General features: G+C 64.6%; 19 protein-coding genes and 1 pseudogene. 17 read left to right on the forward strand and 3 right to left on the reverse strand.

Annotated elements, in window-relative coordinates; translation table 11 throughout:
• The 14 genes from KRZ98_RS20095 to KRZ98_RS20160 all read left to right on the forward strand — a co-directional run bounded on the left by KRZ98_RS20095 (window position 1) and on the right by KRZ98_RS20160 (window position 17614).
• A complete protein-coding gene (locus KRZ98_RS20095) occupies window positions 1–1452 on the forward strand; it encodes an XrtA/PEP-CTERM system-associated ATPase (RefSeq protein ID WP_217675023.1) in 1452 nt (483 codons plus the stop codon).
• Between the two features lie 44 nt (window positions 1453–1496).
• Window positions 1497–2345 (forward strand): XrtA system polysaccharide deacetylase, encoded by an 849-nt coding sequence (locus tag KRZ98_RS20100; protein ID WP_217675024.1) that lies wholly within the window; start codon window positions 1497–1499, stop codon window positions 2343–2345.
• A complete protein-coding gene (locus tag KRZ98_RS20105; protein WP_217675025.1) occupies window positions 2342–3412 on the forward strand; it encodes a FemAB family XrtA/PEP-CTERM system-associated protein in 1071 nt (356 codons plus the stop codon). Before KRZ98_RS20100 ends, KRZ98_RS20105 begins: the two co-directional genes overlap by 4 nt.
• A 67-nt stretch (window positions 3413–3479) precedes the next feature.
• Complete coding sequence (locus tag KRZ98_RS20110; RefSeq protein ID WP_217675026.1) at window positions 3480–4553, forward strand: FemAB family XrtA/PEP-CTERM system-associated protein; 1074 nt, start codon at window positions 3480–3482, stop codon at window positions 4551–4553.
• On the forward strand, window positions 4550–5773 hold the full coding sequence (locus KRZ98_RS20115; protein WP_217675027.1) for a TIGR03087 family PEP-CTERM/XrtA system glycosyltransferase: 1224 nt from the start codon (window positions 4550–4552) through the stop codon (window positions 5771–5773). The genes KRZ98_RS20110 and KRZ98_RS20115 overlap by 4 nt, the downstream gene beginning before the upstream one ends.
• Window positions 5770–7305, forward strand: a complete 1536-nt coding sequence (gene xrtA, locus KRZ98_RS20120; protein WP_217675028.1) for an exosortase A — start codon at window positions 5770–5772, stop codon at window positions 7303–7305. The genes KRZ98_RS20115 and xrtA overlap by 4 nt, the downstream gene beginning before the upstream one ends.
• 10 nt (window positions 7306–7315) lie before the next feature.
• On the forward strand, window positions 7316–9211 hold the full coding sequence (locus tag KRZ98_RS20125) for an XrtA/PEP-CTERM system amidotransferase (RefSeq protein WP_217675029.1): 1896 nt from the start codon (window positions 7316–7318) through the stop codon (window positions 9209–9211).
• Window positions 9212–9411: 200 nt separating this feature from the next.
• A complete protein-coding gene (locus KRZ98_RS20130; protein ID WP_217675179.1) occupies window positions 9412–10743 on the forward strand; it encodes a sugar transferase in 1332 nt (443 codons plus the stop codon).
• A 2-nt stretch (window positions 10744–10745) separates the two neighbouring features.
• Window positions 10746–11873: a glycosyltransferase family 2 protein gene (locus KRZ98_RS20135; protein WP_217675030.1), complete on the forward strand. Its 1128-nt coding sequence runs from the start codon at window positions 10746–10748 to the stop codon at window positions 11871–11873.
• Between the two features lie 63 nt (window positions 11874–11936).
• Window positions 11937–12689: a methyltransferase domain-containing protein gene (locus KRZ98_RS20140; protein WP_217675031.1), complete on the forward strand. Its 753-nt coding sequence runs from the start codon at window positions 11937–11939 to the stop codon at window positions 12687–12689.
• Between the two features lie 14 nt (window positions 12690–12703).
• The gene (locus KRZ98_RS20145; protein ID WP_217675180.1) at window positions 12704–13984 is read left to right on the forward strand and encodes a hypothetical protein; all 1281 of its coding nucleotides are present in this window, start codon (window positions 12704–12706) and stop codon (window positions 13982–13984) included.
• Window positions 13981–15126, forward strand: a complete 1146-nt coding sequence (locus KRZ98_RS20150; RefSeq protein WP_217675032.1) for a glycosyltransferase family 4 protein — start codon at window positions 13981–13983, stop codon at window positions 15124–15126. The genes KRZ98_RS20145 and KRZ98_RS20150 overlap by 4 nt, the downstream gene beginning before the upstream one ends.
• Window positions 15123–15869 carry an FkbM family methyltransferase gene (locus KRZ98_RS20155; protein ID WP_217675033.1) on the forward strand — a complete coding sequence of 249 codons (747 nt, stop codon included), beginning with the start codon at window positions 15123–15125 and terminating at the stop codon, window positions 15867–15869. The genes KRZ98_RS20150 and KRZ98_RS20155 overlap by 4 nt, the downstream gene beginning before the upstream one ends.
• Window positions 15870–15871: 2 nt before the next feature.
• The gene (locus tag KRZ98_RS20160) at window positions 15872–17614 is read left to right on the forward strand and encodes an MFS transporter (RefSeq protein WP_217675034.1); all 1743 of its coding nucleotides are present in this window, start codon (window positions 15872–15874) and stop codon (window positions 17612–17614) included.
• A gap of 6 nt (window positions 17615–17620) precedes the next feature.
• Here the strand turns inward: KRZ98_RS20160 and KRZ98_RS20165 are convergent, their stop codons facing one another.
• Complete coding sequence (locus KRZ98_RS20165; RefSeq protein ID WP_254798746.1) at window positions 17621–19234, reverse strand: amidohydrolase; 1614 nt, start codon at window positions 19232–19234, stop codon at window positions 17621–17623.
• A gap of 197 nt (window positions 19235–19431) precedes the next feature.
• On the reverse strand, window positions 19432–20301 hold the full coding sequence (locus KRZ98_RS20170; RefSeq protein ID WP_217675181.1) for an NAD(P)-dependent oxidoreductase: 870 nt from the start codon (window positions 20299–20301) through the stop codon (window positions 19432–19434).
• A gap of 97 nt (window positions 20302–20398) precedes the next feature.
• On the opposite strand from KRZ98_RS20170, the gene KRZ98_RS20175 reads away from it, so the two are divergent.
• From KRZ98_RS20175 to KRZ98_RS20185, 3 genes and pseudogenes are all read left to right on the forward strand, one after another.
• Window positions 20399–21646, forward strand: coding sequence for a threonine ammonia-lyase (locus KRZ98_RS20175; RefSeq protein WP_217675036.1), 1248 nt, complete (start codon window positions 20399–20401; stop codon window positions 21644–21646).
• A gap of 114 nt (window positions 21647–21760) precedes the next feature.
• Window positions 21761–22579: an arginyltransferase gene (locus KRZ98_RS20180; protein WP_217675037.1), complete on the forward strand. Its 819-nt coding sequence runs from the start codon at window positions 21761–21763 to the stop codon at window positions 22577–22579.
• Between the two features lie 146 nt (window positions 22580–22725).
• Window positions 22726–25213: pseudogene (locus KRZ98_RS20185) on the forward strand (EAL domain-containing protein).
• Between the two features lie 54 nt (window positions 25214–25267).
• Here KRZ98_RS20185 and KRZ98_RS20190 read toward each other — a convergent pair.
• Window positions 25268–26377, reverse strand: a complete 1110-nt coding sequence (locus KRZ98_RS20190; RefSeq protein WP_217675038.1) for an RcnB family protein — start codon at window positions 26375–26377, stop codon at window positions 25268–25270.
• Between the last annotated feature and the right edge of the window lie 10 nt (window positions 26378–26387).

Here is a 26387-nt window from a genome sequence, read left to right on the forward strand (position 1 = left end):
ATGTACGATCAATATTATGGATTGCAGGGCCGCCCGTTCCAGCTGACGCCGGACCCGCATTATTATTTTGAAAGCGCGACCCATCGCAAGGCCTTGTCCTATTTGGGCTATGGTCTGGCGCAGGGGGAGGGCTTCATCGTCATCACCGGCGATATCGGCGCGGGCAAGACGACCTTAGTCGGCCATCTGATGCAGACTATCGACCCGGTGCGGCTGACGGCGGTCAAGATCGTGTCGACCCAGGTAGAGGGCGACGACATGCTGCGTCTCGCTGCGCAGAGTTTCGGCCTGGCGACCGATGGCCTGCCCAAGGCCGCGACGCTGCAGAAAATCGAAGCCTTCCTTCACGCCCAGGCGCGCGCCGGACGGCGCACCCTGCTGATCGTGGACGAGGCGCAGAACCTGCCTGTTTCCGCGATCGAGGAATTGCGGATGCTGTCCAACTTCCAGCTGGGCGGGCAATCGCTGCTCCAGATTTTCCTGCTGGGCCAGCCGGAATTTCGCGACCTGCTGAAATCGCCGCAACTGGAGCAATTGCGCCAGCGCGTCATCGCCACCCACCATCTAGAACCGATGATGGCCAAGGAAGTCGAGCCCTATATCATCCATCGTCTGACCGTGGCGGGCTGGGTCGGCAACCCGACCTTCACGCCTGCCGCCTTCGCGGCGCTCTATGCCGCTACCGGAGGCGTGCCCCGCCGTCTGAATGCGCTGGTCAGCCGCGTGCTGCTGATGGGCGCGATCGACCAGTTGCGCGAGATAGACGCGGATGTGGTGCAGGCTGTTGTCGCCGACATGGGGCTTGATGTCGATGTCGCCCCCCAACCTGTTGCGCCTTCGCTGCTCGACACGGTCGAAGAGGCTGAGGAAGCAGCCGTGGCGGAAGCCGGGGTAGAGGCCGTCGCGGAGCAGGAAGAGGCAGAAGAGGCAGCACCAGCGCCATTCGCTGCCCCCTTTGCCGCGCCAGCGATCGAGGATGTGCCGACGGCTGAGCTATCGCCGGACATCGAAATCGACGAACCCTTTTATACGGCGTTCGATGCTGTGGAGGAACCGGCTGAAATCTGGGCCGCCGAGGACGAGCCAGCGGTGGAGCAGCCGGTGGCCGTCGAAGAACCTCAGCCGGAACAGGCCATGCCGCAACCCGTCGCCACGATTGGCGCGGCACAGGTCGAAGCGCTGCGTCACGACATGCTGGCTGAGATTGAAGGGCTGCGGGCGGAAATCTCCTCGCTTCGGGCCGTGCAGGCCCATGTGCCTTTCGCCCCTGCACCGATGGTCGATCCAGAAGCGCTCAAGGATTGCTTCACCCTGATCGAGGAACGGCTGCAATCGCTGGAGTTCCGCGCGGAGGAACAGGACACGGCCCTGCGCCGGGTGCTGACTCTGCTGGTCGACTGGGTCGAGCGGGAAGAACAGATGGCCGCGCCGCGCGACAGCGCAGCCGCCTGACACAGGACTTGCCCCAGGCGGGCGGCCCGACCAAGGTGCGCAACATGATACAGAATGCCCTGTCCGTCGATGTCGAGGACTGGTTTCAGGTCGGCGCATTCGAGCGCACGATCCGGCGCGCCGACTGGGACGGCCTGACCCACCGCGTCGAGGGCAATACCGACGCGGTGCTGGACCTGTTCGCGCAAGCGGGCGTCACCGGCACCTTCTTTACGCTGGGCTGGGTGGCCGAACGCTATCCTGCGCTGATGCGCCGCATCGTCGCGGCGGGCCATGAGGTCGCCAGCCATGGCTATGATCATGCGCGCGTGTTCACCTTCACGCCGGAGCAGTTTCGCGCCGACCTGCGCAAATCACGCGCGATCCTGGAGGATGCCAGCGGACAGGCCGTCACCGGCTATCGTGCGCCCAGCTTCTCCATCGACCCGCGCACCCCATGGGCGCATCCCATATTGGCGGAGGAGGGCTATCGCTATTCCTCCAGCGTCGCGCCGATCCGGCACGACCATTATGGCTGGCCCGATTCGCCGCGTTTTGCGTGGAAACCGGTGCCGGGGTCCGATCTGGTCGAACTGCCCGTGACGACCGCGAAGCTGGGCAAGCGCACGCTTGCGGCCGGGGGCGGGGGCTTCTTTCGCCTGCTGCCCTATGGCTTTTCACGGTGGGCGATCCGGCAGGTCAATGCGCAGGCGGGGCGGCCTGCGATCATCTATTTCCACCCGTGGGAAATCGACCCGGACCAGCCGCGCCGCACCGATGCGCCGCTGCGCTCGCGTGTGCGGCACTATAGCAACCTGTCGGTCATGGCGGCCAAGCTGCGTCGCCTGACAAGTGATTTTGCCTGGACGCGCGTGGATGCGCTGGCCGACGCGCAGGCGGCGCTCGCGCCATGATGCTGGGTAATGGCGCAGGCATGGCCGTCACCATGATGGACCTGACCGACCCGGCGCAGGCGCGCGCGGTCGATGCCTTCGTGCTGGGTCATGCCGACGGATCGCCCTTCCATCGCCCCGCCTGGCTGCACGCGATCGAACAGGCGACCGGCAATCGCGCGCTGCTGCTGGCGGCGGTCGGACCGTCGGGGCGGATCAGTGGCATCCTGCCCCTGCACCATGTGCGCAGCCGCCTGTTCGGCGCGGCTCTAGTATCCACCGCCTTCGCCGTCGATGGCGGCATATTGGCGGACGACCAGCGCGCCGTTGCCGTGCTGGCGACGGCGGCCCAAAGGCTGGCGAGCGAGCGCGGGGGCCTGTCGCTGGAACTGCGTGGTGGTCCGACGCCGGGCGACGATTGGCAGAGGCTGGACGGCGCGCATGTCGGTTTCGTCCGTCCGCTTGCCGCCGATGATGAGGCGGAATTGCTGGCCGTCCCGCGCAAGCATCGCGCCGAACTGCGCAAGGCGCTCGCCAACCCGGCGTTGAGCGTGGAGATTGGCCGCGATGCGCGCCATTTGCGCGACCATTTCCATATATATGCCACCAGCGTCCGCAACCTTGGCACCCCGGTTTTTTCGCCGCGCCTGTTCCGCGCGGTGCTGGACCATTTCGGCGAAGATGCCGATATATTGATCATCCGCGAGGGTGAGCGGCCAGTTTCTGCCGTCCTGACGCTTTACCACAATGGGCGGGTCATGCCCTATTGGGGCGGTGGTCTGGCCGATGCGCGGCGGCTGCGGTCCAATGAACTGATGTATTATCGCCTGATGGCCCACGGCCGCGCACGCGGCATGACCCATTTCGACTTTGGCCGGTCGAAGGTCGGCAGCGGCCAGGCAGCGTGGAAAAAAAGTTTCGGCTTCGATCCCCGACCCCTGGTCTATCATGGGTGGTCAGCGGACGGCGGACGGCGCGATGTCGACCCCGGCAGCGCCCGCTATCAGCGCCGCATCGCGCTGTGGAAAAAATTGCCGCTACCGCTCGCCAATCTCATCGGTCCGCTGATTTCGCGCGGTCTTGGTTGAAACGGATACGAAATGTTCAGCCCCTGCGTTTAGATCGGGCGGCAGGGTGGTAACAGGGATGACGTCCATGAACATGATTAGCGGACTGGCCGTCATCGTCGAGGAGGCGCGCCTGACCGACGCCGCCTGCGTCGCCGAACTGGACGCCTGGGTCTGCGCACATCCCGATTCGACGCCCTTCCATCGCCCCGCCTGGATCATGGGCGTGGAGGCAGGGACTGGCCAGAAAGCCAAGCTACTGGTCGCACGGATGGCGGGCGGCGATATTATCGGCCTGCTGCCGCTTACCTATATCCGCTCCGCTTTGTTCGGTCGTGCGCTGGTGGGCAGCGGCTTTGCCGTCGATGGCGGCCTGCTGACCACCCATCGTAAGGCTGGCCCGGCGCTCGCCGATGCCGCCTGGACGCTTGCGGAAAAGCTGGGCTGCTCGACGCTGGAACTGCGCGGCGGGGAAGCGCCCGATGGCACGGTGTGGCAGGAAAAGGCTGACGCCTATCTGGGCTTCTCCCGACCGCTGGCCGCCGATGATGAGGCGGAACTCAAGGCTGTGCCCAAGCGCCATCGCGCCGAAATCCGCAAAGGGCTGGGCAATGACCTGACCTTCGAATGTGGCCGCGACAAACGCCTGCGCGACATTCATTATCGCCTCTATGCCCATAGCGTCCATAATCTTGGCACGCCGGTTTTCCCCCGCGCGCTGTTTGACGCCATGCTTGACCGGCTGGGCGAGGACGCCGACATTGCCGTCGTGTCGAAGGACGGCAAGCCACTCTCGGCGGTCATCAGCTTCTATCATCGCGGCGCCTGTATGCCCTACTGGCACGGCGCGGCAGAAGGGGCGCGGGCGATGCGGTCCAACGAAGTCCTCTATTTCCTGCTGATGCGCCAGTCGCGCGAGCGCGGTCTGACGACGTTCGATTTTGGCCGGTCGAAGGTCGGCACCGGTCCCGCGGCGTGGAAAAAGACCTGGGGCTTTGAAGGCGAACCGCTCGGCTATTATCTGCGCACCGCGCCGGGGAAGGAAACGCGCGACGTCAATCCGCTCTCGCCGCAATATCGGCGCAAGGTGGAATTGTGGAAGAAGCTGCCCGAATCGATCGCGACCTGGATCGGCCCGCATATCGCGCGGGGGCTTGGATGACTGGCGACATATTATTCCTGTGTCATCGCATCCCGTTCCCGCCCGATCGCGGCGACAAGATCCGCTCCTACCATCTGCTCAAGCGCCTCGCACAAATTGCGCCGGTCCATGTCGGCTGCTTTGGCGATGATGATCGCGACATGGGCTATGCGGGTGAACTGGCGCAGGTCGCCGCGAGCCAGTGTCTGTTGCGGCGCGACCGGTCGAAGGTCGTTGCCGGTCTGACCGGCCTTGTCAAGCGCCAGTCGCTGCTGGTGTCGCTGTTCGATCATCCCGGCCTGCATCAATGGGTGGCCCAGACATTGGCGCAGCGCCCCGTGCGCGCGGTCGTCGCCTATTCGGCGCAAATGGCGCATTTCGTACCGCAACTCTCGCCGAACGTCCGGTTCCTGATGGATTTCGTCGATTTCGATTCGGCCAAATATGCCGCTTATGGCGCGGAAGGCTCCGGCCCAATGGCCTGGATCAACCGGCGCGAGGGGCGGGTGCTGCTCGATTTCGAGCGCGCCATCGCCGCCCGTGCCGATGCCTGCTCCTTCGTCAGCGAAGCCGAAGCCGCGCTGTTCCGCAAGGCCTGCGGTCTTGGGCCAGACCGTATCGTCGCACTCGAAAATGGCGTGGCGCTCGATTATTTCGATCCCACCGCCGCCTTTCCCGCAGTTGACCAGGGCAGCGGCCCGCTGCTCGTCTTTACAGGGCAAATGGACTATCGCCCCAATGTCGAGGCGGTCGAGAGTTTCTCGCGCCAGACCTTGCCGGCGATCCAGACCGTCCAGCCGAACGCCCGCTTCGCTATCGTCGGTCGCAATCCGGCCAACGCGGTCGAGGCGCTGGCTGACCTGCCCGGCGTGATCGTCACCGGCGGGGTGCCTGATGTGCGCGGCTGGCTGGCGGCGGCCGATGTCGTCGTCGCGCCGCTACGAATCGCGCGCGGCATCCAGAACAAGGTATTGGAGGCGATGGCGATGGCCCGCCCCGTCGTCGCCTCTCCGCAGGCCGCCGAAGGGATAGACGCTACTGACGGCACCGAATTTCTGGTTGCCGCCAATCCTGCCGAAGAAGCCGCCAAGGTCATCGCCCTGCTGGCCGATCCCGCGCGCGCTGCCCGGCTGGGCGGGGCCGCGCGCGAACGGATGGAGGCGCGATATCGCTGGTCGGCAACGCTGGCGGGATTGCCCGATTTACTGCTCGGGCACGACGCCGGATCGCAGGCAGCATGACCGTGCGCGCGCTGTCTCTTGGCCGGATGCCGCTGGTGGATCTGACCGGCTGGCGCGGCCATCTGACCGCACTGGGCGTGGTCGCCTTTGCCATATTGGCACTGTTCCATGCCGATGTCTGGTCGATGGTCTCGATCTGGTGGAACGCCTCCACCTTTGGTCATTGCCTGTTCATTCCACCGCTGATCGCCTGGCTGGTGCAGCAACGCCTGCCAGGCCTGAATCAATTGGAGCCGGTTGCCTGGACGCCTGGGCTGGTCTGGCTGGCGCTGGGTGCGCTGGCCTGGCTGGTCGGTGCTGCGGCGGGCGTGGCGATGGTGCGGCACGGCGCGCTGGTCGTGATGCTACAGGGTGCGACCATTGCGCTGCTGGGACCGGCGGTGGCGCGTGCGCTCATCTTCCCACTCTTCTACGCCTTCTTCATGGTCCCCTTCGGCGAGGAAATTGTCCCGCCGCTCCAGCTGGTAACGGCGCGCCTCGCCATGCTCTTACTCGACCTGTCGGGGGTGCCAGCCCATATGGAGGGCATCTTCATCACCACGCCGACCGGCTATTTCGAGGTCGCCGAAGCCTGTTCGGGCGCGAAATTCCTGATCGCCATGACCGCCTATGGCGTGCTGGTGTGCAATGTCTGCTTCCGTACCTGGCCCCGTCGCATTGTTTTCATGGGCGGCGCGCTCGGCCTGTCCGTGCTGGCCAATGGCGTGCGCGCCTTCGCCACCATCCTCGTCGCGCATCTGACCAGCGTGGATGCAGCGGTCGGCTTCGACCATGTCGTCTATGGCTGGGTCTTTTTCGCGATCATCATGATCGTCGTGATGGCGACCGCCTGGCCCTTTTTCGATCGCAAGCCCGGCGATCCCTGGTTCGATCCGGCGCAGTTGCAGGGCGCGGTCCGGCACCGGACATCGACCGGCACGGTAGCGGGGGTCGCCCTCGCGCTGATCGTCGCCGCGCCGCTCTGGCTGGCCGCGACAGCCGCAAGTGCCGATCCTTTGCCGTCGCGAATCGACCTGCCGGTCGTGAAGGGCTGGACCCGCACCGCCGCCGCACAAAGCTATCCATGGACGCCGCGTTTCGATGGCGCGGACCATCGCGTCACGGGCCATTACCGCAACGGCGCAGGGCAGCTCATCGATCTCACCATGGTCGCCTATGCCCGGCAGGATGAAGGCCGCGAACTGGTCGGCTTTGGTCAGGGCGCAGCGGACCCCGATAGCGAATGGGTTTGGTCCTCGCCCGCCCGCGCGCCAGCCAACGCGCGCGGCGAGCAAATCACCGCGCCCGGCCCGGTGGTCCGCCATGTCGTAAGTTTCTATATCGTCGGGCAGGGCGTGCCGACCGGCAGCCGACCGACGGTCAAGATCGAAACGATGAAGGCCCGCCTGCTGGGACAGGACCAGCGCGCCGTCGCCATCCTGATTTCAGCACAGGAAGGCGAAGGCCAGCCCGCCGACGCTGCGATCAGCGCCTTCCTGCGCGACATGGGCGACGTGAAACTTCTGGCTGACCGCGCGATGGGCTTGCGCTAGGGCGGTTGGCATGTGCGGCATAGCAGGCATCTTCCATCTCGAAACGGCCAAGCCCGTCGATCCCGCGCGGGTGCGCGCCATGTTGGACGCGATGCCGCATCGCGGCCCGGACGGTAGCGGCATCTGGACTGCGCCGGGCGTGGGCCTTGGCCATCTGCGCCTGTCGATCATCGACCTGGAGGCCGGCGCCCAGCCGATGCTGACCGAGGATGAAAGCCTCGCGGTCATCTTCAACGGCGAAATCTATAATTTCGGCGAAGTGCGCGCCGAGCTGGAGGCCAAGGGCCACATCTTCCGCACCCACAGCGACACCGAAGTCATCCTCCACGGCTATCGCCAATGGGGCGAGGAGTGTGTTCACCGCTTCAACGGCATGTTCGCCTTCGCCCTGTTCGACGCACGCGCACAGTCGCTCTGGCTGGTGCGTGACCGGTTGGGGGTCAAGCCGCTCCATTATGCGCTGCTGTCAGACGGCAGCCTGATCTTCGGATCGGAACTGAAAAGCCTGCTCGCGCACCCATTGCTGCGCCGCGCGCCGGACCTGTCAGCGGTCGAGGATTATATGGCCTATGGCTATGTCCCCGATGATGCCTGCATGGTCGCGGGCGTGCGGAAACTGGGCGCGGGCGAAACGCTTCGGCTGGTGCGTGGCCGCCCCTTGCCGCAGCCGCAACGCTATTGGGACGTCAGCTTCGCCGATCGGACCAAGGCTAAACCGCAGGAACTGGAAGAAGAACTGGTCGCCTTGATGCGGCAGGCCGTTCGGTCCCGCATGGTTGCGGACGTGCCGCTCGGCGCCTTCCTGTCGGGCGGGGTGGACAGCAGCAGCGTCGTCGCGCTGATGGCCGAAGCCTCTACTCAGGCGGTCAAGACCTGCACCATCGGCTTTGACGTTGCCTCGCTCGACGAAACCGCCTTTGCCGACCGCATCGCCCGGCGCTTCGCGACTGATCACCGCACCCGCATCGTATCCCCCGACGACTATGGCCTGATCGACCGGCTCGCCTTCCATTTCGACGAACCCTTTGCTGACGCTTCCGCCCTGCCAACCTTCCGCGTGTGCGAACTGGCGCGCGAACAAGTGACAGTGGCTTTGTCGGGCGATGGCGCGGACGAAGCCTTTGCAGGCTATCGCCGCCACCGTTTCCAGATGCAGGGCGAGCGCCTCCGCGGCCTCATCCCGGCCTCTGTCCGTCAGCCCTTGTTTGGCACGCTGGGCAAATATTATCCCAAGGCCGACTGGGCGCCGCGCGCGCTGCGGGCCAAATCGACCTTCCTGGAACTGGCGGGGGAGGGCGGGGCCGCCTATGCCGCTTCGGTCGGGGTAACGCCGCACGCGCTGCGCCATCGCCTCTACAGCCAGGACATGAAAAGCCGGCTGGGTGCCTATCGCGCCGAGGATCGCTATATCAAGGCAATGGCCGACGCCCCCGCGCGCGATCCGCTCGACCGTGCCCAATATGCCGATATCCGCATCTGGCTGCCCGGCGATATCCTCACCAAGACCGACCGGATGAGCATGGCCGTCAGCCTGGAGGCGCGCGAACCCTTGCTTGACCATCGCCTCGTCGAATTTGCCGCCCGCCTGCCTGTCAACCAGCGCATCCGGGGCAATAGCGGCAAATATCTGCTGAAAAAGGCGATGGAACCCTATCTGCCGCAAGATATCCTCTACCGCCAGAAAATGGGTTTCGTGACCCCGATCAGCGCCTGGTTTCGCGGCGCGCTGTCAGGCGAGGCTACCGCGATCGCGAGCGGATCGTCACTGGCGCGCACCGGCTGGTTCGATACCAAAGCACTGGCCAAAATCGCGGCGGATCACAAATCCGGCATGGCCGATCATGGGCGGCTGCTGTGGCAATTGCTGATGCTCGACAAGTCGCTGGAGCGGTTGTTCGGGATATGAGTCCTCTCCGCTTGCGGGGAGGTGGCGGCCAGAATGGCCGACGGAGGGGGCGAGAGTAAGACGCTGCCCCCTCCACCACTGCTTCGCAGTGGTCCCCCTCCCCGTGCCGGGGAGGAATAGCCCCCTTGCAACCAGCCGCGCCCGGTGCCAACGGGGCGCATGGCGATAATCGGGACGCATCAGTGACAGTCTCCAAGGAAATGGTCCGGCTGCGGCTTTATGCCCTGAGCCTGGCTGGCGACATGGCGGGACTGTTCGGCGCGTTTCTGGCGGCCAACTGGTTCGTGCTGGGCGCGCTGTGGGGGGAACCGGGCAAACCGCACGGCCTCGTCATGTTCGCGATGATCGCGCCGCTTTACGCGCTGCTGGGCGTGCAGGGTGGAGGCTATGGCATCCACAGTCTGGAAAATGTCCGCCGCGGCATTTTCCGCGCGCTGCTGGCGCTGGCGCAGGCGGCTCTACTGATGCTGCTGATCGTCTATCTGGGCAAGATCGCCGAACAATTGTCGCGTCTGACCTTCATTGTCGGGCTGGCGCTGGGCGCGGTTTCGGTCGCGCTGGTGCGGCTGGTCGTTGTACGACTGGCCAAAAGATTGCTGGGCGAAGTGCCGCACCTGACCGCCGTCATCATGGATGGCGTCGCTATCGAAACCGGCCCGCACATGCTGATCATCGAAGCCGATGCCGCCGATCTGCGCCCGGAGCGTCATGATGCCGACATGGCCGCGCGATTGGCCCAAGCGGTCGGCATGGCCGAACGGGTCATCGTCGCCTGTCCGCTCGACCGGATGGACGACTGGTCCGCTGCGCTCAAATCGCTATCTGCCCGCGGCGAGATCGTCGTTCCCGAACTCCTCCGCTTCGCGCCTGCGCGGGTCGATGAATTTGACGGCCAGCCGACCATCATCGTCGCGGGCGGCCCGCTTCAGTTTCGCGACCGCCTGATCAAGCGCCTGTTCGACCTGATCGTCGCCGGTGCCGCCACTATCATCCTCTCGCCGGTTCTGATCGTTGCCGCGCTGGCAGTGAAACTCACCAGCCCCGGCCCGGTCATCTTCCGCCAGCCACGCATTGGGAAGGATGGGCGGTCCTTCCAGATCTACAAATTTCGTTCGATGCGCGCCGACGCCAGCGACCGCAAGGCCGAGACACTGACGGCGCGCGACGACGATCGGGTCACCCGCGTCGGTGCGTTCCTGCGCAAGTCCAGCATCGATGAACTGCCCCAGCTTTTCAATGTGTTGAAGGGCGATATGAGCATTGTGGGTCCGCGCCCCCACGCCGCCGCAGCCAAGGCGGGCGACACCCTCTATTGGGAGGTCGACGCGCGGTACTGGGCGCGCCACTGTATCAAGCCCGGCATGACGGGTCTGGCGCAAGTGCGCGGTCATCGCGGATCGACCGACCATCATCAGGATCTGATCGACCGGCTCCAGTCTGACCTTGAATATGTCACTGCCTGGTCGGTCTGGCGCGACCTGCGCATCATTGTCGCGACGCTGGGCGTGCTGTTCCACCACAAGGCCTATTGAGCATGACCGATCTTTGGCTTGGCGCGCTGCTTATCGTCTCGCTGGTCGCTGTGTTGTGGCCATTCCTATTCTATCCTCTCATCCTGCGCGCGCTGCCGACGCGCCCGGAACAGCCGCTCGCGGGGCCGGTGCCGACTGCCTCGCTGCTGTTCTGCGCCTATAATGAAGCCGATGCGATGCCCGAAAAGCTCGCCAATCTTGCCATGCTCAAAGGGCTGCATCCGACGCTTGAAATCCTCGCCTTCGATGATGGATCGTCTGACCGCACGGGCGATTTGATCGCGGCGCAGGGCGATCTGGTCACGCTGATCCGTGGCCCCGGTCGCAGCGGCAAGGCCCATGGCATGAAGCAGCTCGCCGCCCGCGCGCGCGGGGACATAATGATCTTCACCGATGCCAATGTTCTGCTCGACCCGGACGCGATTGAGCGCCTGCTCGCCCGCTATGCGGACCCCGATATTGGTGGCGTGCTGGGGTCGCTCCACTATGTCGGGCAGGACGAAAGCGCGACCGCCTCGGTCGGTTCGCTCTACTGGCGGATCGAGGAGCGGCTGAAAGATGAGGAATCGCGCACCGGCAATGTGCTGGGTGCGGATGGCTCGATCTTCTCGATCCGCAGCAGCCTCTATCCCGATTTCCCCGACAGCGTGCTGGATGACCTGACCGTCTCCATGGCCGTGGTGTTTGCAGGCAAACGGCTGGTGAAGGCCAGGGACGTGATCGCGCGCGAAAAACTGGTGACAGCACGAAAGGACGAATATCGGCGCAAGGTCCGCATCGCTGCGCGCGCCTGGCACACCCACAGCCATTTGCGCCCGCAACTGCGCCGCATGGCCGTGATCGACCGTTTCAAATATGCCTCCCGCAAGATCGTGCGGTGGTTCGGCGGGCTGTTCATCCTGACAGGGGCGGTCGCCGCGGGTGCGCTAGCGATGCGTGTCTCGCCGATGCTTTACATGGTCGGAGCGCTGGCCGTGGCGCTGGTCATCTGGCGGGGCATCCGTGCCAAGAGCGGACCATTCGCCGCACTGGTCGATGTGCTGATAGCCTATGCCGCGACCCTGCAAGGCGTTGCCAAGGCGATGACCGGCCGCACCGTCACCATCTGGAATCCCGCCAAGTCGCGCTGACCCTCTCGTCAAAGCCGTGCGATCTTGTATAGCGCCAATGCTGTTCCCCAGTCGGAGACTGACGTGATTACTGTTCAGCGGGTGGCCAAGGCTGCCGGCAAGCATCTGACCCGAAGCGCGCTCAAGCTGCGCAAGGCGCTGGGCGCTCGCGCCAGTCGGGGGTGCCCCGCCTGCGGCGCGACCGTGGTCGGCTTCTTCCGCTATGGCGTTAACGGCGAATGGGGTTGCCCGGACTGCGGCGCGTCGCCGCGCGAACGGCTGATGAACTGGCTGATTGCCCAGGGGACGCTGACCGTGCCGACCGACGGCGCGATCCTGCACATGGCACCCAATGAAGCCAGCCTCGTCCGTAGCTTCTCCGCCGCTGCCGACTATATTCCCGCCGATCTCGATCCGTCGCGCTACACCGTGCCGAACATGCACCGCGTCGACCTGATGGAACTGGCCGACGCCGATCGCTACGACCTCTTTTACGCCAGCCATGTGATGGAGCATGTGCCGGACGATATGGCCGTGCTGCGCAACATTTTGCGCGCGCTCAAGCCCGGCGGCGAAGCCTGGCTGATCGTGCCGCTATGGGCCAAGCCGACCGAGGATGGCAGTTTCGCCATGCCCCCGCGCGAACGGGAGCGCCGCTTCGGCCAGTGGGACCATGTGCGCCAATATGGCCCGGATTTCGCCGACCGCATCCGCGCAGCTGGCTTTGATCTGGAAGAAATCGACGCCGCCGGGATCGATGTCGCGACCCGCCATTTCTACGCGCTGGACGACCGGCTGTTCCGCGCCCGCAAGCCTGTTGGAGCCGCGACGCGGTGAGCATCCTTGCGCGGATGGAGGCGTCCGCCCGCATCCTTGCGCTGGTCAAGCTCGCCAATGTTGGCCTGGTCCTGGTTTGGGGCTTTGCCGTCACCTTCGTGTTCGTGCGCGCATTGCCGCTGGCGGAATTCCAGTCCTTCCTGCTGCTCGTCGCCTTCGGCAATTTTACCGTTTCGGCGGAATTTGGCCTGACCAGCATCATCTATGCCCGGTTGCGGCGGCACTGGCTGGGCGACGGTGAAGCCGACATAGGCGCATTCCGGCTGGAGGAGATGGGGGTGCTGTTCTTGTTCCTCGGTCTGATCGTCGCGGGCGGCACGCTGATCCTGCTCGTCGCGCTGGCCGCAGGCTGGATCGGAACAGCCATGCCATTGTTATTCCTACTTTTCTTCCTGTCCGCCTGCCTCAACCTGCCCGGCCTGCTCGCCAAGCGCGCGCTGGCGGCGGTGGACGGCAATTTCCTGTGGGAAGCGCTCGATTGCGGGCGGCGGGTCATCACCATCGCGCTGCTGCTAGCGATATTGGCAGGCCTCGATCCGCGCCTGTCCCTCGCCCTGCAACTGGCGGTCAGCATCCTCGTTATCGGTTGGGCCATCGCCCATGTCCACCATCGCCTTGGCATGAAGCCGCGCCACTGGATCGCCTTCCGCGTCGGCGGCGGCCATGTCCGCGCCCATTATCTGCGCGACATAGGCGCGTCCGCGGCTTTCACCGTCTCCGACATCATCGCCTATAATGCACCCTATTTCACCATCGCGATGGCGACCAGCGATGCCCGGCCGATGCTGCTGTTCGATTTCTTCTTCAAGATGTCCAGGTCACTGTCGATGTTGGTCCGCGCCCTTGTGGAAGCCGCCTTGCCCCGCATCACCCGCGCCTATCATGCCGGGGACAAAGTGCGGCTGCGTCAGTTGCTTGGCCGGGCGCTGGGCGCGGCGATGGTCTTTGCGCTGGCACTGTCCGTCGTGCTGCTCAGCGTCGGCGACTGGCTGTTTGCAATCCTGTTTGACGGCCGCGCCAGCATCGACCGCGCCGACTTGGTGCTGATCGTCGTCGCTTTGCTCGCCCTCGCGCTGCTGTGCGTCTCTGTCTATGTGCAGGCGGCGCTCGGCCGCTTCTCGCATCTTCTCGCCCGCTCGCTCCCCTTCCTCGCTGGATCGCTGCTCAGCGTCCCGCTGGCCCGCCTGCTTTGGCCGGAGCTGTTCGATCTTGCTTTCCTGGGCCTCTATGCGCTGACCCTACTGCTGGCCGCGGCCCTGCACGCCGTCTCGCTGCGCAGACTGGTGCGGGCATGAAGGTCGCGATGCTTGATCCTTCGCTCTTCACCGGGCGCTATGACGACAGCCTGTGCGCGGCGCTGGCGGGGGAGGGGGCAAGCGTCACCCTATACGCCCGCCCGATGCGCGCGACCGACGCGATCGAACCACGGGGTTTCAGCTACGCCCCGCATTTCTTCCGCCACAGCGAAGCATTGCGTGACCGGCTGGGCGAAGGCCGCGCGTTCCGCCTGGCCAAGGCGGCGGAATATGGCCTCTCCTGCGCACTGGGTGACCTGACTCCGCTTGCCGCAGCCGATCTCGTCCATGTCCAGTGGCTCCCGCTCGCCCCTGCCGACCGGCTGATGCTGCGCCGCCTGAAGGACCGCGCCGCGCTGGTCCATACCGTCCATAATGCCGACGCCTATCATGCCGATGCCGGGGTGCAGGGCCGTGGTTACCGCGCGCTGCTCGACCAGTTTGACGCGCTGATCGTCCATGGCGACACCACGCGGGCGGCGCTGGTGGGACAGGGCATCGACCCGGTACGCATTCATGTGACGCCACACCCGCCGATGCGATTGGCGGCGGCCACCCCCGCCGATCTCGCCGCCATCCCCGATCCCGCCATGCCGCGCATTCTCTTCTTCGGCACGATCCGTCCCTATAAGGGCGTCGACCTGCTGATCGATGCCTGCCTTCAGCTCTGGCAGTCGGGCCACGCTCTTGAACTGGTGCTGGCAGGCAAGCCCTTCATGGATGTCGCGCCTCTGCTCGAAAAGGTCCGGGCCGCCGGTTTCGCCGACCGCCTGTTGACCGATTTCGGTTTCCTGACCGAAGGCCGCCTCGACGCGCACATGGTCAAGGCCGACATCATCGCCTTCCCCTATCGCCACATCGATTCGAGCGGCGCGTTCCTCTCCGCGCTGCATCATGGCAAAGCGATGGTGACATCGGACGCGGGCATGTTCGGCCAGTTGCCCGATGGCGTCGCGACCCGCTTTCCGGTCGGAAATGCGTCGGCGCTCGCCCGAGCCCTCTTGCCGCTGGTGCAAAGCGCCGCCATCAGGCAGGAACAGGGAGCGCGGGCGCGCGCCCATGGAGCGAAAATGGGGGACTGGACGGATATGGCGGTGGCGACGATCGGCATCTACAAAGCAGTGCTGGCCGCGCGCGCATGAACCGCTATGTTCGTGAAGCCGCCGACCGTCTGCTCGCGCTGCGCCTCGCGCTGGCGGGGCGGGTGCATCAATATCCCGAAATTCAGGCGTTGAAGCGCTTTCTGTCCGGCTTCAAGGTCGACTGCTTGTTCGACGTCGGCGCCAATCGCGGCCAGTATGCGACGATGGCGCGCAAGGATGCGGGCTATCGCGGCCTCATCCTCTCATTCGAGCCGAACCCTGCCGTGTTCGCCGAACTGCAAAAGCGCGCCGCGTCGGACCGCCACTGGCATGTGTTCAACATGGCGCTGTCGGATTTTGATGGCACCGCCGATTTCAACATCATGGCCGCCGATCAATTCTCGTCGCTCAAGACGCCATCGGGCGGGCAGGATGATATTTTCGCGAACCGTAACAAGGTAACGCAGACGGTCGCGACGGCCTGCCGCCGCCTCGATACGCTGCTGCCCGAACTGATCGCGCAGCATGGCTTTGCCCGACCATTTCTGAAGATGGACACGCAGGGCCATGACCTGTCGGTCTGCCAAGGGGCGGGCGCGGTGCTGGCGCAGATGACGGGCGTGCAAACCGAGTTGGGGGTGCGCCCCATCTATGAAGGCGGCACCGGCTATCGCGCGATGATCGACTGGCTGGAGGCGCGGGCTTTCATCCCTTCCGCTTTCTTTGCCAATAATAAGGGCCATTTCCCGCTTCTGGTTGAAATGGACGGCATTTTCGTCAACCGGGCGCTGGTTCAGGGCTGATCATGGAGGCGCCCGCGTCCTCCGTCAGTGCGCGCCGCCTGTTCCTGGCGGGGGCGATCGGCCTGACATTATGGCTGGGCGCGACTTTCCTGTGGCATGTCACCTACCGGCAGGGGATCAGCCTGGCGGTCATCCTGTTCCTGGATCAGGATTTCCCCGCGCTGATCGTCCCGCTGTTGCTGCTGGCGCTTGCCGCGCCCTTTGCCGAGGGGCGCGGGATCATCCTGCCGCGCCCGACCGCGCGGATCGTCGTGCCGCTGATCGTCCTGATGGGGCTAGCCGCCTGGGCGGGCCATTATGCCCTGTTTCAGGATTATGCCATTTCCCGCGATGAGGAGGTCGCCCGTTTCGCCGCCGCCTATATGCGCGAAGGGTTGTTCGCCCGACCGATCCCGGTCGAATGGGAACCCTATCGCCGCGCGATCATGCCCGAATTCTTCTCGCCCTTCGGCGCGGCGGATTATTGGACGGCGGCCTATCTGCCGGTGAACAGCGCGATCCAGGCGCTGTTCTGGCAATTGGGCGATCCCAACATGGCAGGGTCGGTGCTGCTCTTCACCGGGCTGTTCGCGCTGTGGCGCGTGGCGCTGCATCTGATGCCCGATCGCCCCGATGCGGTGTGGGTCACGGTGCTGCTGGGCTGTTCGTCCAGCCAGCTATGGATTACAGCGATGACGCCCTATGCCATGACCGGCCATTTCGCGCTCAACATGGTGTGGCTGGCGCTGGTGCTGCGCGGCGGGGTGGTCGGCCATGTCAGTGCGGGTATCGTAGCCCTTGTCGCGGCGGGGCTGCACCAATGGCATTTCCCGCCCATCTTCATCGCGCCCTTCATCCTGTGGATGCTGCTCGCCCGCCGCTGGACGGTCGCTGCCTTCCACGCGCTGACCTTGGTGACGATTGTCATCGTCTGGGCCAAGATCTGGCCCGCCTTCCTGCTCGATATGCTGGGCGCGCCCGCCGATGTCAGACCTTCCGCAGGCGTAGCGGATAAGGTCGGCAGCCTGTTCCAGCGGCTTGGCGATCGCTGGCAGCCCCTGGTCAATCTCAGCCGTTTCGTCGCCTGGAACAACATATTGATGGTCCCTCTGGCCGCGCTCGGCATCGCCGCTATGCGCTGGAAGCGGGCGATTCGGGGGCAGGAGATTGCGCTGCCGCTGGCGCTAGGCTGTGTCGCGGGATGCGCGCTGGCGCTGGCGCAGGGCTATGGCTGGGGCTTTCGCTATGCGCATGGCTATATCGGTCCCTTCTGCCTGCTGGCAGGCCTTGGCTGGGCGCGCTTCCGGCCGCAAGGCGCGCTCAGGCCGTTGCTTATCGGCCTGTTCATCACCGGCCTTGCCAGCATCTTTCTGGTCTGGCGCACGCACGCATTCGTCGCGCCCTATGCTGCCAGCCACAGGCTGATCGATTCCAGCCAGGCCGATGTTGTGCTGATCGATCCGCGCGGCGGCCTCTACGTCACGGATCTGGTGCGTGGGCGCAATGGCGTGCCGGGCAAGCCGATGGTCATGAATCTGGGGATGCTGACGCTCGATCAGGTCGATGAGCTGTGCCACAATTATGTCGTCGAACTGTTCGACCGCGCCGAGTTTCGCCCGTTGGGCGTGCCGCTGGCGCGCTGGAATTTGGGTCGGATGGATGCCCTCCGCGCGCATATGAAAGAGGAGGGCTGCGACAAGCCGGTTCAGCCGCCGCTGCCCGAAAGTTTCGAGGATGCGCTCAACGCGGCGGATAACGCTATGTGAAGCGGGCTATTGCCCCTTCACATAGACCCGCTTGCCGCCAATCCAGGTTTCCAGCACCTGCGTGGCGCGAATGTCCGCCGCCCGCGCCGTCGAAATATCCCGGTCGATCAGCAGGAAATCGGCCCGCTGCCCCGGCACCAGATTGCCGAACCGCTTTTCGGCAAAGCCGGCATAGGCCGCCTGCCGGGTGAAACCGTCCAGCGCCGCCTCGAAACTCACGCTTTGCTGCGGCAACCAGCCGCCGACCGGCTCACCCTTGGCATCTTCCCGGCTCATGGCGACGGCGATGCCTGCAAAGGGGTTGGGGCCTTCGACTGGCACGTCGGACCCGAAGGCCAAAGGCACCCGATTGTCGAGCATCGCCTTCCACGCATAGGCACCCGCCAGCCGCGCCTCGCCCAGGCGCGCGGTCGCCATGCGCCAGTCCGACGCCTCATGAACCGGCTGCATCGACGCGACGATGCCGAACTGGGCGAAGCGGGGCAGGTCGGCCGGGCTGACGATCTGCGCATGTTCGATCCGCCAGCGCCGGTCGCCCTTATAGGTTTCCGACAATTCCTGAATCGCGTCGAGTATCTCGCTATTCGCAGCGTCGCCGATGGCGTGGGTGGCGATCTGGAAATTGTCCATCGCCGCCCGGCTCATGATGTTGCGCAGTTGTGTGTCGGGGATCATCGGCAGGCCGCGCTGGCCCGGCGCGTCCGCATAGTCGGCCTTCAGCCACGCCCCGCGCGATCCCAGCGCCCCGTCCAGCACCAGCTTGATCCCGCCCAGCCGCAACCGGTCGTCATACAGCCATGGGGTCGGTTCCGGCCCCGCGATCAGCGTCATATTTTCGAGGCCTGCGGCATAGGCCATGATCCGCACGCGCAATGCGCCGCGATCGGCCGAGCGGCGGAACGCCTGCCAATCCTCTATGCTGGTCCCCATGTCGGCAATGCCGGTGATCCCGGTCGCCAGCAGCGCGCGCTGCGCCTTTTCAAAGGCGATGTCGCGGTCCTTGGGCGCAGGTGCGGGAACGACCTTGGCGATCAGTTGCATCGCCTTGTCCACGAATACGCCGGCCGGCTTTCCCGCTGCCATTTCGATCCGCCCGCCGACCGGTGCTTTGGTGGCCGCCGTCACGCCCGCGGCGCGGATCGCAGCGCTATTGGCCCAGCCAGCATGGCCGTCGATCCGCTCCAGCCACACCGGAATATCGCTGACCGCCGCGTCCAGATCAGCCGCCGTCGGGAACCGACCCAGTCCCCACTGTTCCTGATTCCAGCCTGTGCCGATGATCCATTTGCGCCCCGCGCCATCCTGCGCATAGGCCCGGATTTTCGCTTGCGCCTCGGCCAGCGATGTCGTCGTCGACAGGTCTAACGTGATCAGCGACAGGCCCAAGCCCATGACATGGCCATGCGCGTCGATCAGGCCGGGGATCAGCGTCTTGCCGCCCGCGTCCATCCTGAACGACAGCCCCTTGGGCCGTTCGGGCCAGGGCTGGCCCCTTTTGGGCTTTTTGGGCTTATATTCTGGCTCCTGATAACGCTCAGGCAACAATTTTTCGACCTTGCCCTCATCGTCGATCAGCAGCGCGCGGAAATGCACGATCTTGCCATTGGGATCGACCGCCATGCCGTTGACGTTATCGATCACGCCGGACGCGAAGGCGGGTAGGGGGAGCGCGAGGGCGGCTAGGGCAACGACCCATCCCGCCAATCCGTACTTCCCTCCGTCATCCCGGACTTGATCCGGGATCCAGGACGCTACACGTAGCGCGGGAGACTCTGGATCCTGACTTTCGTCAGGATAACGACGCAGCAAGATACCACTCACGCCCGCGTAATCCTTCGCACCAATGCGCTGGTATCCTGCCGATTGCCGCCCAGCGCCTGTACGTCTGCGTAGAATTGATCGACCATCGCGGTCACCGGCAGGGTTGCGCCATTGGCCCGCGCTTCTTCCAGCGCCAGCCCCAGATCCTTGCGCATCCAGTCGACCGCAAAGCCGAAATCGAAACTGTCCTGCGCCATCGTTTTCCAGCGATTGTCCATCTGCCAGCTTTGCGCCGCCCCGCCCGAAATCGCCTCGAACACCGCGTCCAGGTCCAGCTCCGCAGCCTGCGCGAAACGGAGGGCTTCGGCCAGTCCCTGCAATACGCCGCCGATGCAGATCTGGTTCACCATCTTGGTCGTCTGGCCCGCGCCTGCGCCACCGACATGGACGATCCGCGCGGCATAGGCGTTCATGACGATCTTTGCGGCAGTGACCGCCGGTTCGCTGCCCCCGCACATGATCGACAGCCTGCCATTTTCAGCCCCCGCCTGACCGCCCGATACCGGTGCATCGACGCTGTGGATGCCGCGGCTTTCGCCCTCCACGAACAATTGCCGCGCGATCCGCGCCGACACTGTCGTGTGGTCGATGAACAGTCCGCCCGGCTTCATCGTGCGGAACGCGCCTTCGCGGCCCAGCGTCACCTGGCTAAGGTCATCGTCGGTGCCGACACAGCTGATGACGATGTCCGCTTCCTCGGCTGCCTTGGCCGGGCTGATCGCGACCATGCCGCCATAGGCTTCCGCCCAGCTTTTCGCCTTGCCGATAGAACGGTTGTAAACGGTGAGGCTATGCCCCGCCTTTGCCAGATGGCCTGCGATCGGGCCGCCCATGACGCCCAGGCCGATAAACGCGATATTAGCCATATGCCCCGTATATTTACTGCGCCAGACCCAGCCATAGGGCCAGTTTTCCGACAGTGCCAGTTTCTTCACGCGCAATTTTCCGCTAGGGGGCGGCTCCATGAACAGCTTAGCCAAGATAGAGAGCGCCTTGCCGCTGCCGATCACCGTCGATGACATTCTTGCCGCGCGGACCCGGATTGCCGGTTCCATCGTCAAGACGCCGACGCTGATTAGCCAGACGCTATCCAATATGCTGGGCTGCAACGTCTATCTGAAATTCGAAAATCTCCAGTTCACCGCCGCCTATAAGGAACGCGGTGCGCTCAACCGCCTGCTGCAACTGGACGATGCGGCCAAGGCGAAGGGCGTGATCGCCGCGTCGGCGGGCAATCATGCCCAGGGGCTGGCCTATCATGGCAAGCGGCTGGGCGTGCCCGTCACCATCGTCATGCCCACGACGACGCCGACGGTGAAGATCACCCAAACGCAGGGCCATGGTGCGACCGTGGTGCAATATGGCGAGAAATTCGACGACGCCTATGCCCATGCCCGCTTGCTGGAGGTGGAGCAGGGGCTAACCTTCATCCATCCCTTCGACGAGCCGGACATCATGGCGGGGCAGGGGACCGTCGCGCTCGAAATGCTGGAGGATGCGCCGGAGATCGACACGCTGGTCATCCCGATCGGCGGCGGTGGCCTGTTTTCGGGTATGGCGACAGCGGCGCGGGCGATGAAGCCGGACATCAGGCTGGTCGGCGTGCAGGCCGAACTTTATCCATCCATGTATGATTTCATCAAGGGCGAAACCCTTGCCTGCGACGGCGATACGCTGGCCGAGGGCATCGCGGTCAAGCAGCCGGGCGAATTGACCCGTCGCTTCGTCGAGCGGCTGGCGGACGACGTGCTGCTGGTTACCGAACGGCGGCTGGAAGAGGCGCTGAGCCTGCTGCTCCAGATCGAAAAGACCGTGGTGGAAGGGGCGGGGGCCGCTGGCCTTGCAGCGCTGCTCACCTATCGCGAACAATTTGTCGGGCGCAATGTCGGCCTGATCCTGACCGGCGGCAATATCGATACGCGGCTGCTGGCCAATGTGCTGCTGCGCGACCTTGCCCGGTCGGGCCGTCTGGCGCGGCTGCGGATCATCCTGCAGGACCGACCCGGCGCTTTGTTCCATGTTGCCAAGATTTTCGATCAGGAAGCGGTCAACATCCTGGAACTGGCGCACCAGCGTATTTTTACCAACTTGCCAGCCAAGGGGTTGAGCCTCGACGTTGAGTGCGAAACCCGTGATCGCGCCCATCTCCAGCGGTTGATCGCAGCGCTGGGCGAGGCTGGCTATGAGGTCGCGCCGATCGAGGTCGCCTGATACACGAACAGCCTGTTAACTTTTCGTGGTAAACGCTCTTTTCATAGGGACGCGGCAACGGCATAGTCGGGACATGATCCACCCGCGCCGCCGCCACGAAGGGGATATTGGAGCGTGACTGCACCTTTTCGTTTCCCCCGCTTCTTCGTGACCAATCCTTCGCCCTGCCCCTATCTGCCGGGGCGGAGCGAGCGGAAGGTGTTTACCGAGCTGAACGGGGACAATGCCGCTGAACTGAACGATGCGCTGGGCCGCATCGGTTTTCGTCGCAGCCAGAATGTCGCCTATCGCCCCAGTTGCGCCGACTGTTCGGCCTGTGTGTCGGTGCGGGTCGTCACGGATGAATTCCGCCCCAACGCGACCCAGCGCAAGCTGATCCGCCGCAACAGCGACCTGACCGTCACCGCCTGCAAGCCCTGGTCGACCGAGGAGCAATATGCGCTGCTCCAGCGCTATCTGTCCGCGCGGCACCCTGGCGGCGGCATGACCGAGATGGACGAGATGGATTTTGCCGACATGGTCGAACAGACCCCGGTCGACAGCCATATCGTCGAATATCGCGAACCTGGTGTCGATGGCCGCGTCGGCAAGCTGGTCGGTGCCTGTCTGACCGACCGGCAGGGCGACGGCCTATCGATGATCTACAGCTTCTTCGACACTGAGTTGGACAATCGTCCGGGGCTGGGCAATTTCATCATCATGGACCATATCCTGCGCGCTTCGGCGGCGGGGCTGCCCTATGTCTATCTGGGCTATTGGGTTGATGGGTCGCAGCGGATGCAATATAAAGTCCGCTATCGCCCGCTTGAAAAATTGAGCCGTGCTGGCTGGGTCCGCTTCGATCCTGATGAACAGGATCAGGCTATTCGTGACGTAGCCCAACGGGATGAACCCCCGCTGCCAGTCGAACTGGCGAGCATGTTTCGCAAATAGCAGCCGGATTACATCGATTTCTGGCGATTTTCATGCGCGCCAAGTAAATCCGACCAAAATGACAGGATGGTGAGGAGGTTATTTAACTTTCTGCGCTAATCCTGCCATGATGAACGCAACGACAGCGACATGGGCGGAGGCTGGCGATGGATCGCTTTGCTGAACGCCGGTTTGACGACTTCCGGCGCGTGCTGGAAAACGGCCAACGCATTGATCATTCATTACCATATCGAAATGAAATACTTTTTTCGCCGGTCTTTGACCATCTGTCGCCTTCCGTGTCGCGCTGGATTGCTGATGCGCGGGGCCGGATATTATCGACCGACCAGGATGGCGGCCTAACCGGTCGGGCATGGCGTGCCTTGCTGGACCGCGCAGACCTTCGCACCTTGCTGAGGGCGGCGATTGCAGAGGAACAGCCGCAGCCCCTGACCGTGCGCCTGCCGGGTGCTGACGGACAGCGTCGCTGGTGCCTGATTCGTTTGCAGCGGATGACCGGTACGGATGCCCTTGTCCGCTATTATGGCACGGTCGAGGATATTCACGACCGCCATGATCGTGACGCACGCGCGCTGCAAAGGGCGCTGGCCGAAAGCCGCGAACATTATCGCTGGTCGGTCGACCTCAGCCCGCTGGTGCCATGGACTGCCGGACCTGACGGCGCGATCGAGGAAGTCGGGCCGCTGTGGCTGAACCTGACCGGCATGACAGCGCAGCAGGCTCTGGGGACGGGCTGGCTTGCCGCATTGCACCCCGATGACCTGACCCGCACTATCTCTGTGTGGAGCGCGCATCTGGAGTCCGGCGCGCCGATAGATGTCGATTATCGCATCCGGCTGCGCGACGGCGGCTATCGCTGGATGCGCGGCAGCGCGCCGGGATGCGCAGGGGCAGATCGTCCGCTGGTATGGCACGCTGGAGGATGTCCACGCACAAAAACTGGCCCAGCAGGCGTTGGTCGACAGCGAAGAACGGTCCCGCCTGGCTGTGCAGGCGGCGCGACTGGGCATTTGGGATTTCGACGCCACAACCGGGGAACGGCGCTGGTCGGCTGAATTTCGCCAGATGCTGGGCCTGAGCGAGGATCAGCCGGCGACCAGCGAACTGGCATTGTCGCTGGTCCATCCCGACGATCGCGAAACGCTGCGTGTCATGCTGGACGCGGTGGCAGCCGGGGCCGTGCCGCCGCATTTCGAGGCGACGCTGAGAGTTCACCGTGCCAATGATGGCGCCCTGCGCTGGATCAGGAGCAGTGGTTGGACCACGCGATCGGAATCGGGACGGGCGCTGCGCGTCATCGTCACCTTTCTGGATGTCACTGAACAGCGTGATGTGGAGGACCGCATCCGCTGGGCCGCCACGCATGACCCCATGACCCGCCTGCCCAACCGCGCCTTGTGGCAAGCGACGCTGGACGAGATGGCGGAACGGCAGGCGCGCACCGGCAACCGCTTTGGGCTGTTGCTGCTCGATATTGACGATCTCAAGCGCACCAATGATTCGCTGGGCCATGATGCTGGAGACGCCCTGCTTTGCGCCTTTGCCCGGTGCCTTGCCGCCCTCGCGCCGCCCGACGCAGTGCTGGGGCGGTTGGGGGGCGACGAATTCGGCCTGATCGCGCCATCATTGACCGACGGCGCGGCGCTGGAGGCGTGGTGCGCCAAACTGATCGAAAGCCTGCGCGTACCCCATGTCCATAATGGCCGATCGATCGATTGCGGGGTCAGCATTGGCGGCGCATTGTTCGGCGATCATGGGGACCGGGCGGCGGATCTGCTCAAGGCGGCCGACCTGGCGCTTTATGCGTCGAAAGCGTCCGGGCGTGGTCGCCTGACCCTGTTCCATTCCGACCTGCGGGCGCAGGCACAGCAGCGCAGTTCGATGATCGGCATGGCTAGGAAGATCATCGCCGATCGGCTGGTCACCCCTTATTATCAGCCCAAGGTCGACATGCGCACTGGCCGGGTGCTGGGTTATGAAGCGCTGTTGCGCTGGCACCATCCGCGTTTGGGCGTGCAGTTGCCGGGTAGCATAGCGGCGGGTTTTGAAAATGCTGAAATCGCCGTCGCGCTGACCGGGCAGATGCTCGACGCAGTGTTGCGCGATGTGCGCCATTGGTTGCAGGCAGGGTATGATCCCGGTCGGGTCGCAATCAATGCGTCCGCCGCCGATTTCGCCCGCGACGACTTCGCCGAACGGGTGCTGGAGCAACTCGTTTTGTTCACTGTGCCGCCGGAGCATCTCGAAATTGAGGTGACAGAGACAGTTTTTCTGGGCCGGGGTGCGGGGCAGGTGGGGCGGGCACTGCGGCATTTTTCAGATGCGAGGGTGCGTGTCGCGCTGGACGATTTCGGCACCGGCTTTGCCTCGCTCAGCCACCTGAAACAATATCCGGTCGATATCCTCAAGATCGATCGCAGCTTCGTGTCGAACATCGAACAGGATGCAGGCGACGCCGCGATCGTCGACGCCATCGTCAAGCTGGGCGGCAGTTTTGGCATGGATGTCGTTGCCGAAGGGGTGGAAAGCGCGGCCCAGGCCGGTCGGCTGCTCGCTCATGGCTGCATCATCGGCCAGGGCTTTCACTTGGGCCGCCCGCAGCCCTTTGCCGTTATCACGCCACCCAAAGCATAATGAAAAGGCCGCGCCCTTTGCAAGGCGCGGCCCTGATTTGTCGCCCTCAAGCGCTTATTTGCAGCGGCACGCCCGGCGCGCTGGTTTGCGATAGCCGACGCGCTGGGTGACATAGGTCGTTGTCGTCGTTGTCGTCACCGCAGGCTCGATCGTAACCGTGGTCACGATGGGCGCCGGGTAGTAATAGCCGCCCGACACATAGCCGCCACCGCCATGGGTTGTGACATGCGCCGAACCCTGCGCCGGTCCATGCGTCCAGTGTGGCTGGCCTGCATAAGCTGGTGCGTCATAATCAACGCCCGCGCCGCGCACTTCGCCCTCGAACCGGCCTTCATAGGTGCCACTGGTGCGCCTGCCATCGGCGGTCGTCCAGGTGCCGGTCCAGCGACCCTCATAGTCATTCTGGGTGGTCACGCTGTCGTCGGCATAGCCATAGCCATAGCCATAATCATAGCCGGCACCCGGACGACGCGGCGGCGGCGCAGCGCCGCGACGGGGCGCATCCTCCGCCTTGTCGATCACTGCGCCAGCGATCGCGCCAACACCGGCACCGATCAGCGTGCCTGCGGTGCGGTTGCCGCGCCCGGCAATGCGGTTGCCCGCAACGCCGCCGACGACTGCGCCGATGGCCGCACCGCCAAGGCCGTTGTCGGGCCGCCGATACGCATCACGATCGTCATAATAGCCATCGTCGCCATAGCCGCCCTCATAACGGTCCCACGCGACATTGGAGCGGCTGTCATAGACCCGGCCATAACGATCGGTCATGACCGCATCGTCATAATAGCGCGACCAGCCATAGCCAGCGGCAGGGGCGGGCAGGCCATAGGCGCCGTAATTGCCGATATAATAAGAAGGGCTGATCCAGTAACGCGGCAGGACATAGCCATAGACCGGGCGCTGATAGCCGTTCCAGCCACCTGGCGCGCGCCAGCCCGCATACCAGCGGCCATTGTGGCGCGGACCCCAGCGGTGGCCACCATTCCAGTTCATGCCCGGTCGGGGTGCGTGGGTCATCGGTCGACCGCCACCCTTCCATCCGCCGCCCGACCAGCCACCAGTCGTGCCATGGCCCATCGCTGGGCCACTGCCCGCCAGTGCCGGGCTAGCCGCGCCCGCCAGCGCGACGCTCGCGCCCAGAAGGAGAAGGCCGGATGTCCGCATGGTTAACGCT

It is taken from the genome of Sphingobium sp. AS12 (genome assembly GCF_019097845.1).
GTDB lineage: Bacteria > Pseudomonadota > Alphaproteobacteria > Sphingomonadales > Sphingomonadaceae > Sphingobium.

Excerpts from the sequence above, each read along its gene's own strand:
- KRZ98_RS20130 (WP_217675179.1), top strand. The coding sequence starts at position 9,412 with ATGGTCCGGCTGCGGCTTTATGCCCTGAGCCTGGCTGGCGACATGGCG.
- KRZ98_RS20095 (WP_217675023.1), top strand. The coding sequence starts at position 1 with ATGTACGATCAATATTATGGATTGCAGGGCCGCCCGTTCCAGCTGACG.
- KRZ98_RS20190 (WP_217675038.1), bottom strand. The coding sequence starts at position 26,377 with ATGCGGACATCCGGCCTTCTCCTTCTGGGCGCGAGCGTCGCGCTGGCG.
- KRZ98_RS20135 (WP_217675030.1), top strand. The coding sequence starts at position 10,746 with ATGACCGATCTTTGGCTTGGCGCGCTGCTTATCGTCTCGCTGGTCGCT.
- KRZ98_RS20155 (WP_217675033.1), top strand. The coding sequence starts at position 15,123 with ATGAACCGCTATGTTCGTGAAGCCGCCGACCGTCTGCTCGCGCTGCGC.
- KRZ98_RS20115 (WP_217675027.1), top strand. The coding sequence starts at position 4,550 with ATGACTGGCGACATATTATTCCTGTGTCATCGCATCCCGTTCCCGCCC.
- KRZ98_RS20100 (WP_217675024.1), top strand. The coding sequence starts at position 1,497 with ATGATACAGAATGCCCTGTCCGTCGATGTCGAGGACTGGTTTCAGGTC.
- KRZ98_RS20110 (WP_217675026.1), top strand. The coding sequence starts at position 3,480 with ATGAACATGATTAGCGGACTGGCCGTCATCGTCGAGGAGGCGCGCCTG.
- KRZ98_RS20105 (WP_217675025.1), top strand. The coding sequence starts at position 2,342 with ATGATGCTGGGTAATGGCGCAGGCATGGCCGTCACCATGATGGACCTG.
- KRZ98_RS20170 (WP_217675181.1), bottom strand. The coding sequence starts at position 20,301 with ATGGCTAATATCGCGTTTATCGGCCTGGGCGTCATGGGCGGCCCGATC.
- KRZ98_RS20160 (WP_217675034.1), top strand. The coding sequence starts at position 15,872 with ATGGAGGCGCCCGCGTCCTCCGTCAGTGCGCGCCGCCTGTTCCTGGCG.
- xrtA (WP_217675028.1), top strand. The coding sequence starts at position 5,770 with ATGACCGTGCGCGCGCTGTCTCTTGGCCGGATGCCGCTGGTGGATCTG.
- KRZ98_RS20150 (WP_217675032.1), top strand. The coding sequence starts at position 13,981 with ATGAAGGTCGCGATGCTTGATCCTTCGCTCTTCACCGGGCGCTATGAC.
- KRZ98_RS20125 (WP_217675029.1), top strand. The coding sequence starts at position 7,316 with ATGTGCGGCATAGCAGGCATCTTCCATCTCGAAACGGCCAAGCCCGTC.
- KRZ98_RS20145 (WP_217675180.1), top strand. The coding sequence starts at position 12,704 with ATGGAGGCGTCCGCCCGCATCCTTGCGCTGGTCAAGCTCGCCAATGTT.
- KRZ98_RS20175 (WP_217675036.1), top strand. The coding sequence starts at position 20,399 with ATGAACAGCTTAGCCAAGATAGAGAGCGCCTTGCCGCTGCCGATCACC.
- KRZ98_RS20165 (WP_254798746.1), bottom strand. The coding sequence starts at position 19,234 with ATGGCGGTCGATCCCAATGGCAAGATCGTGCATTTCCGCGCGCTGCTG.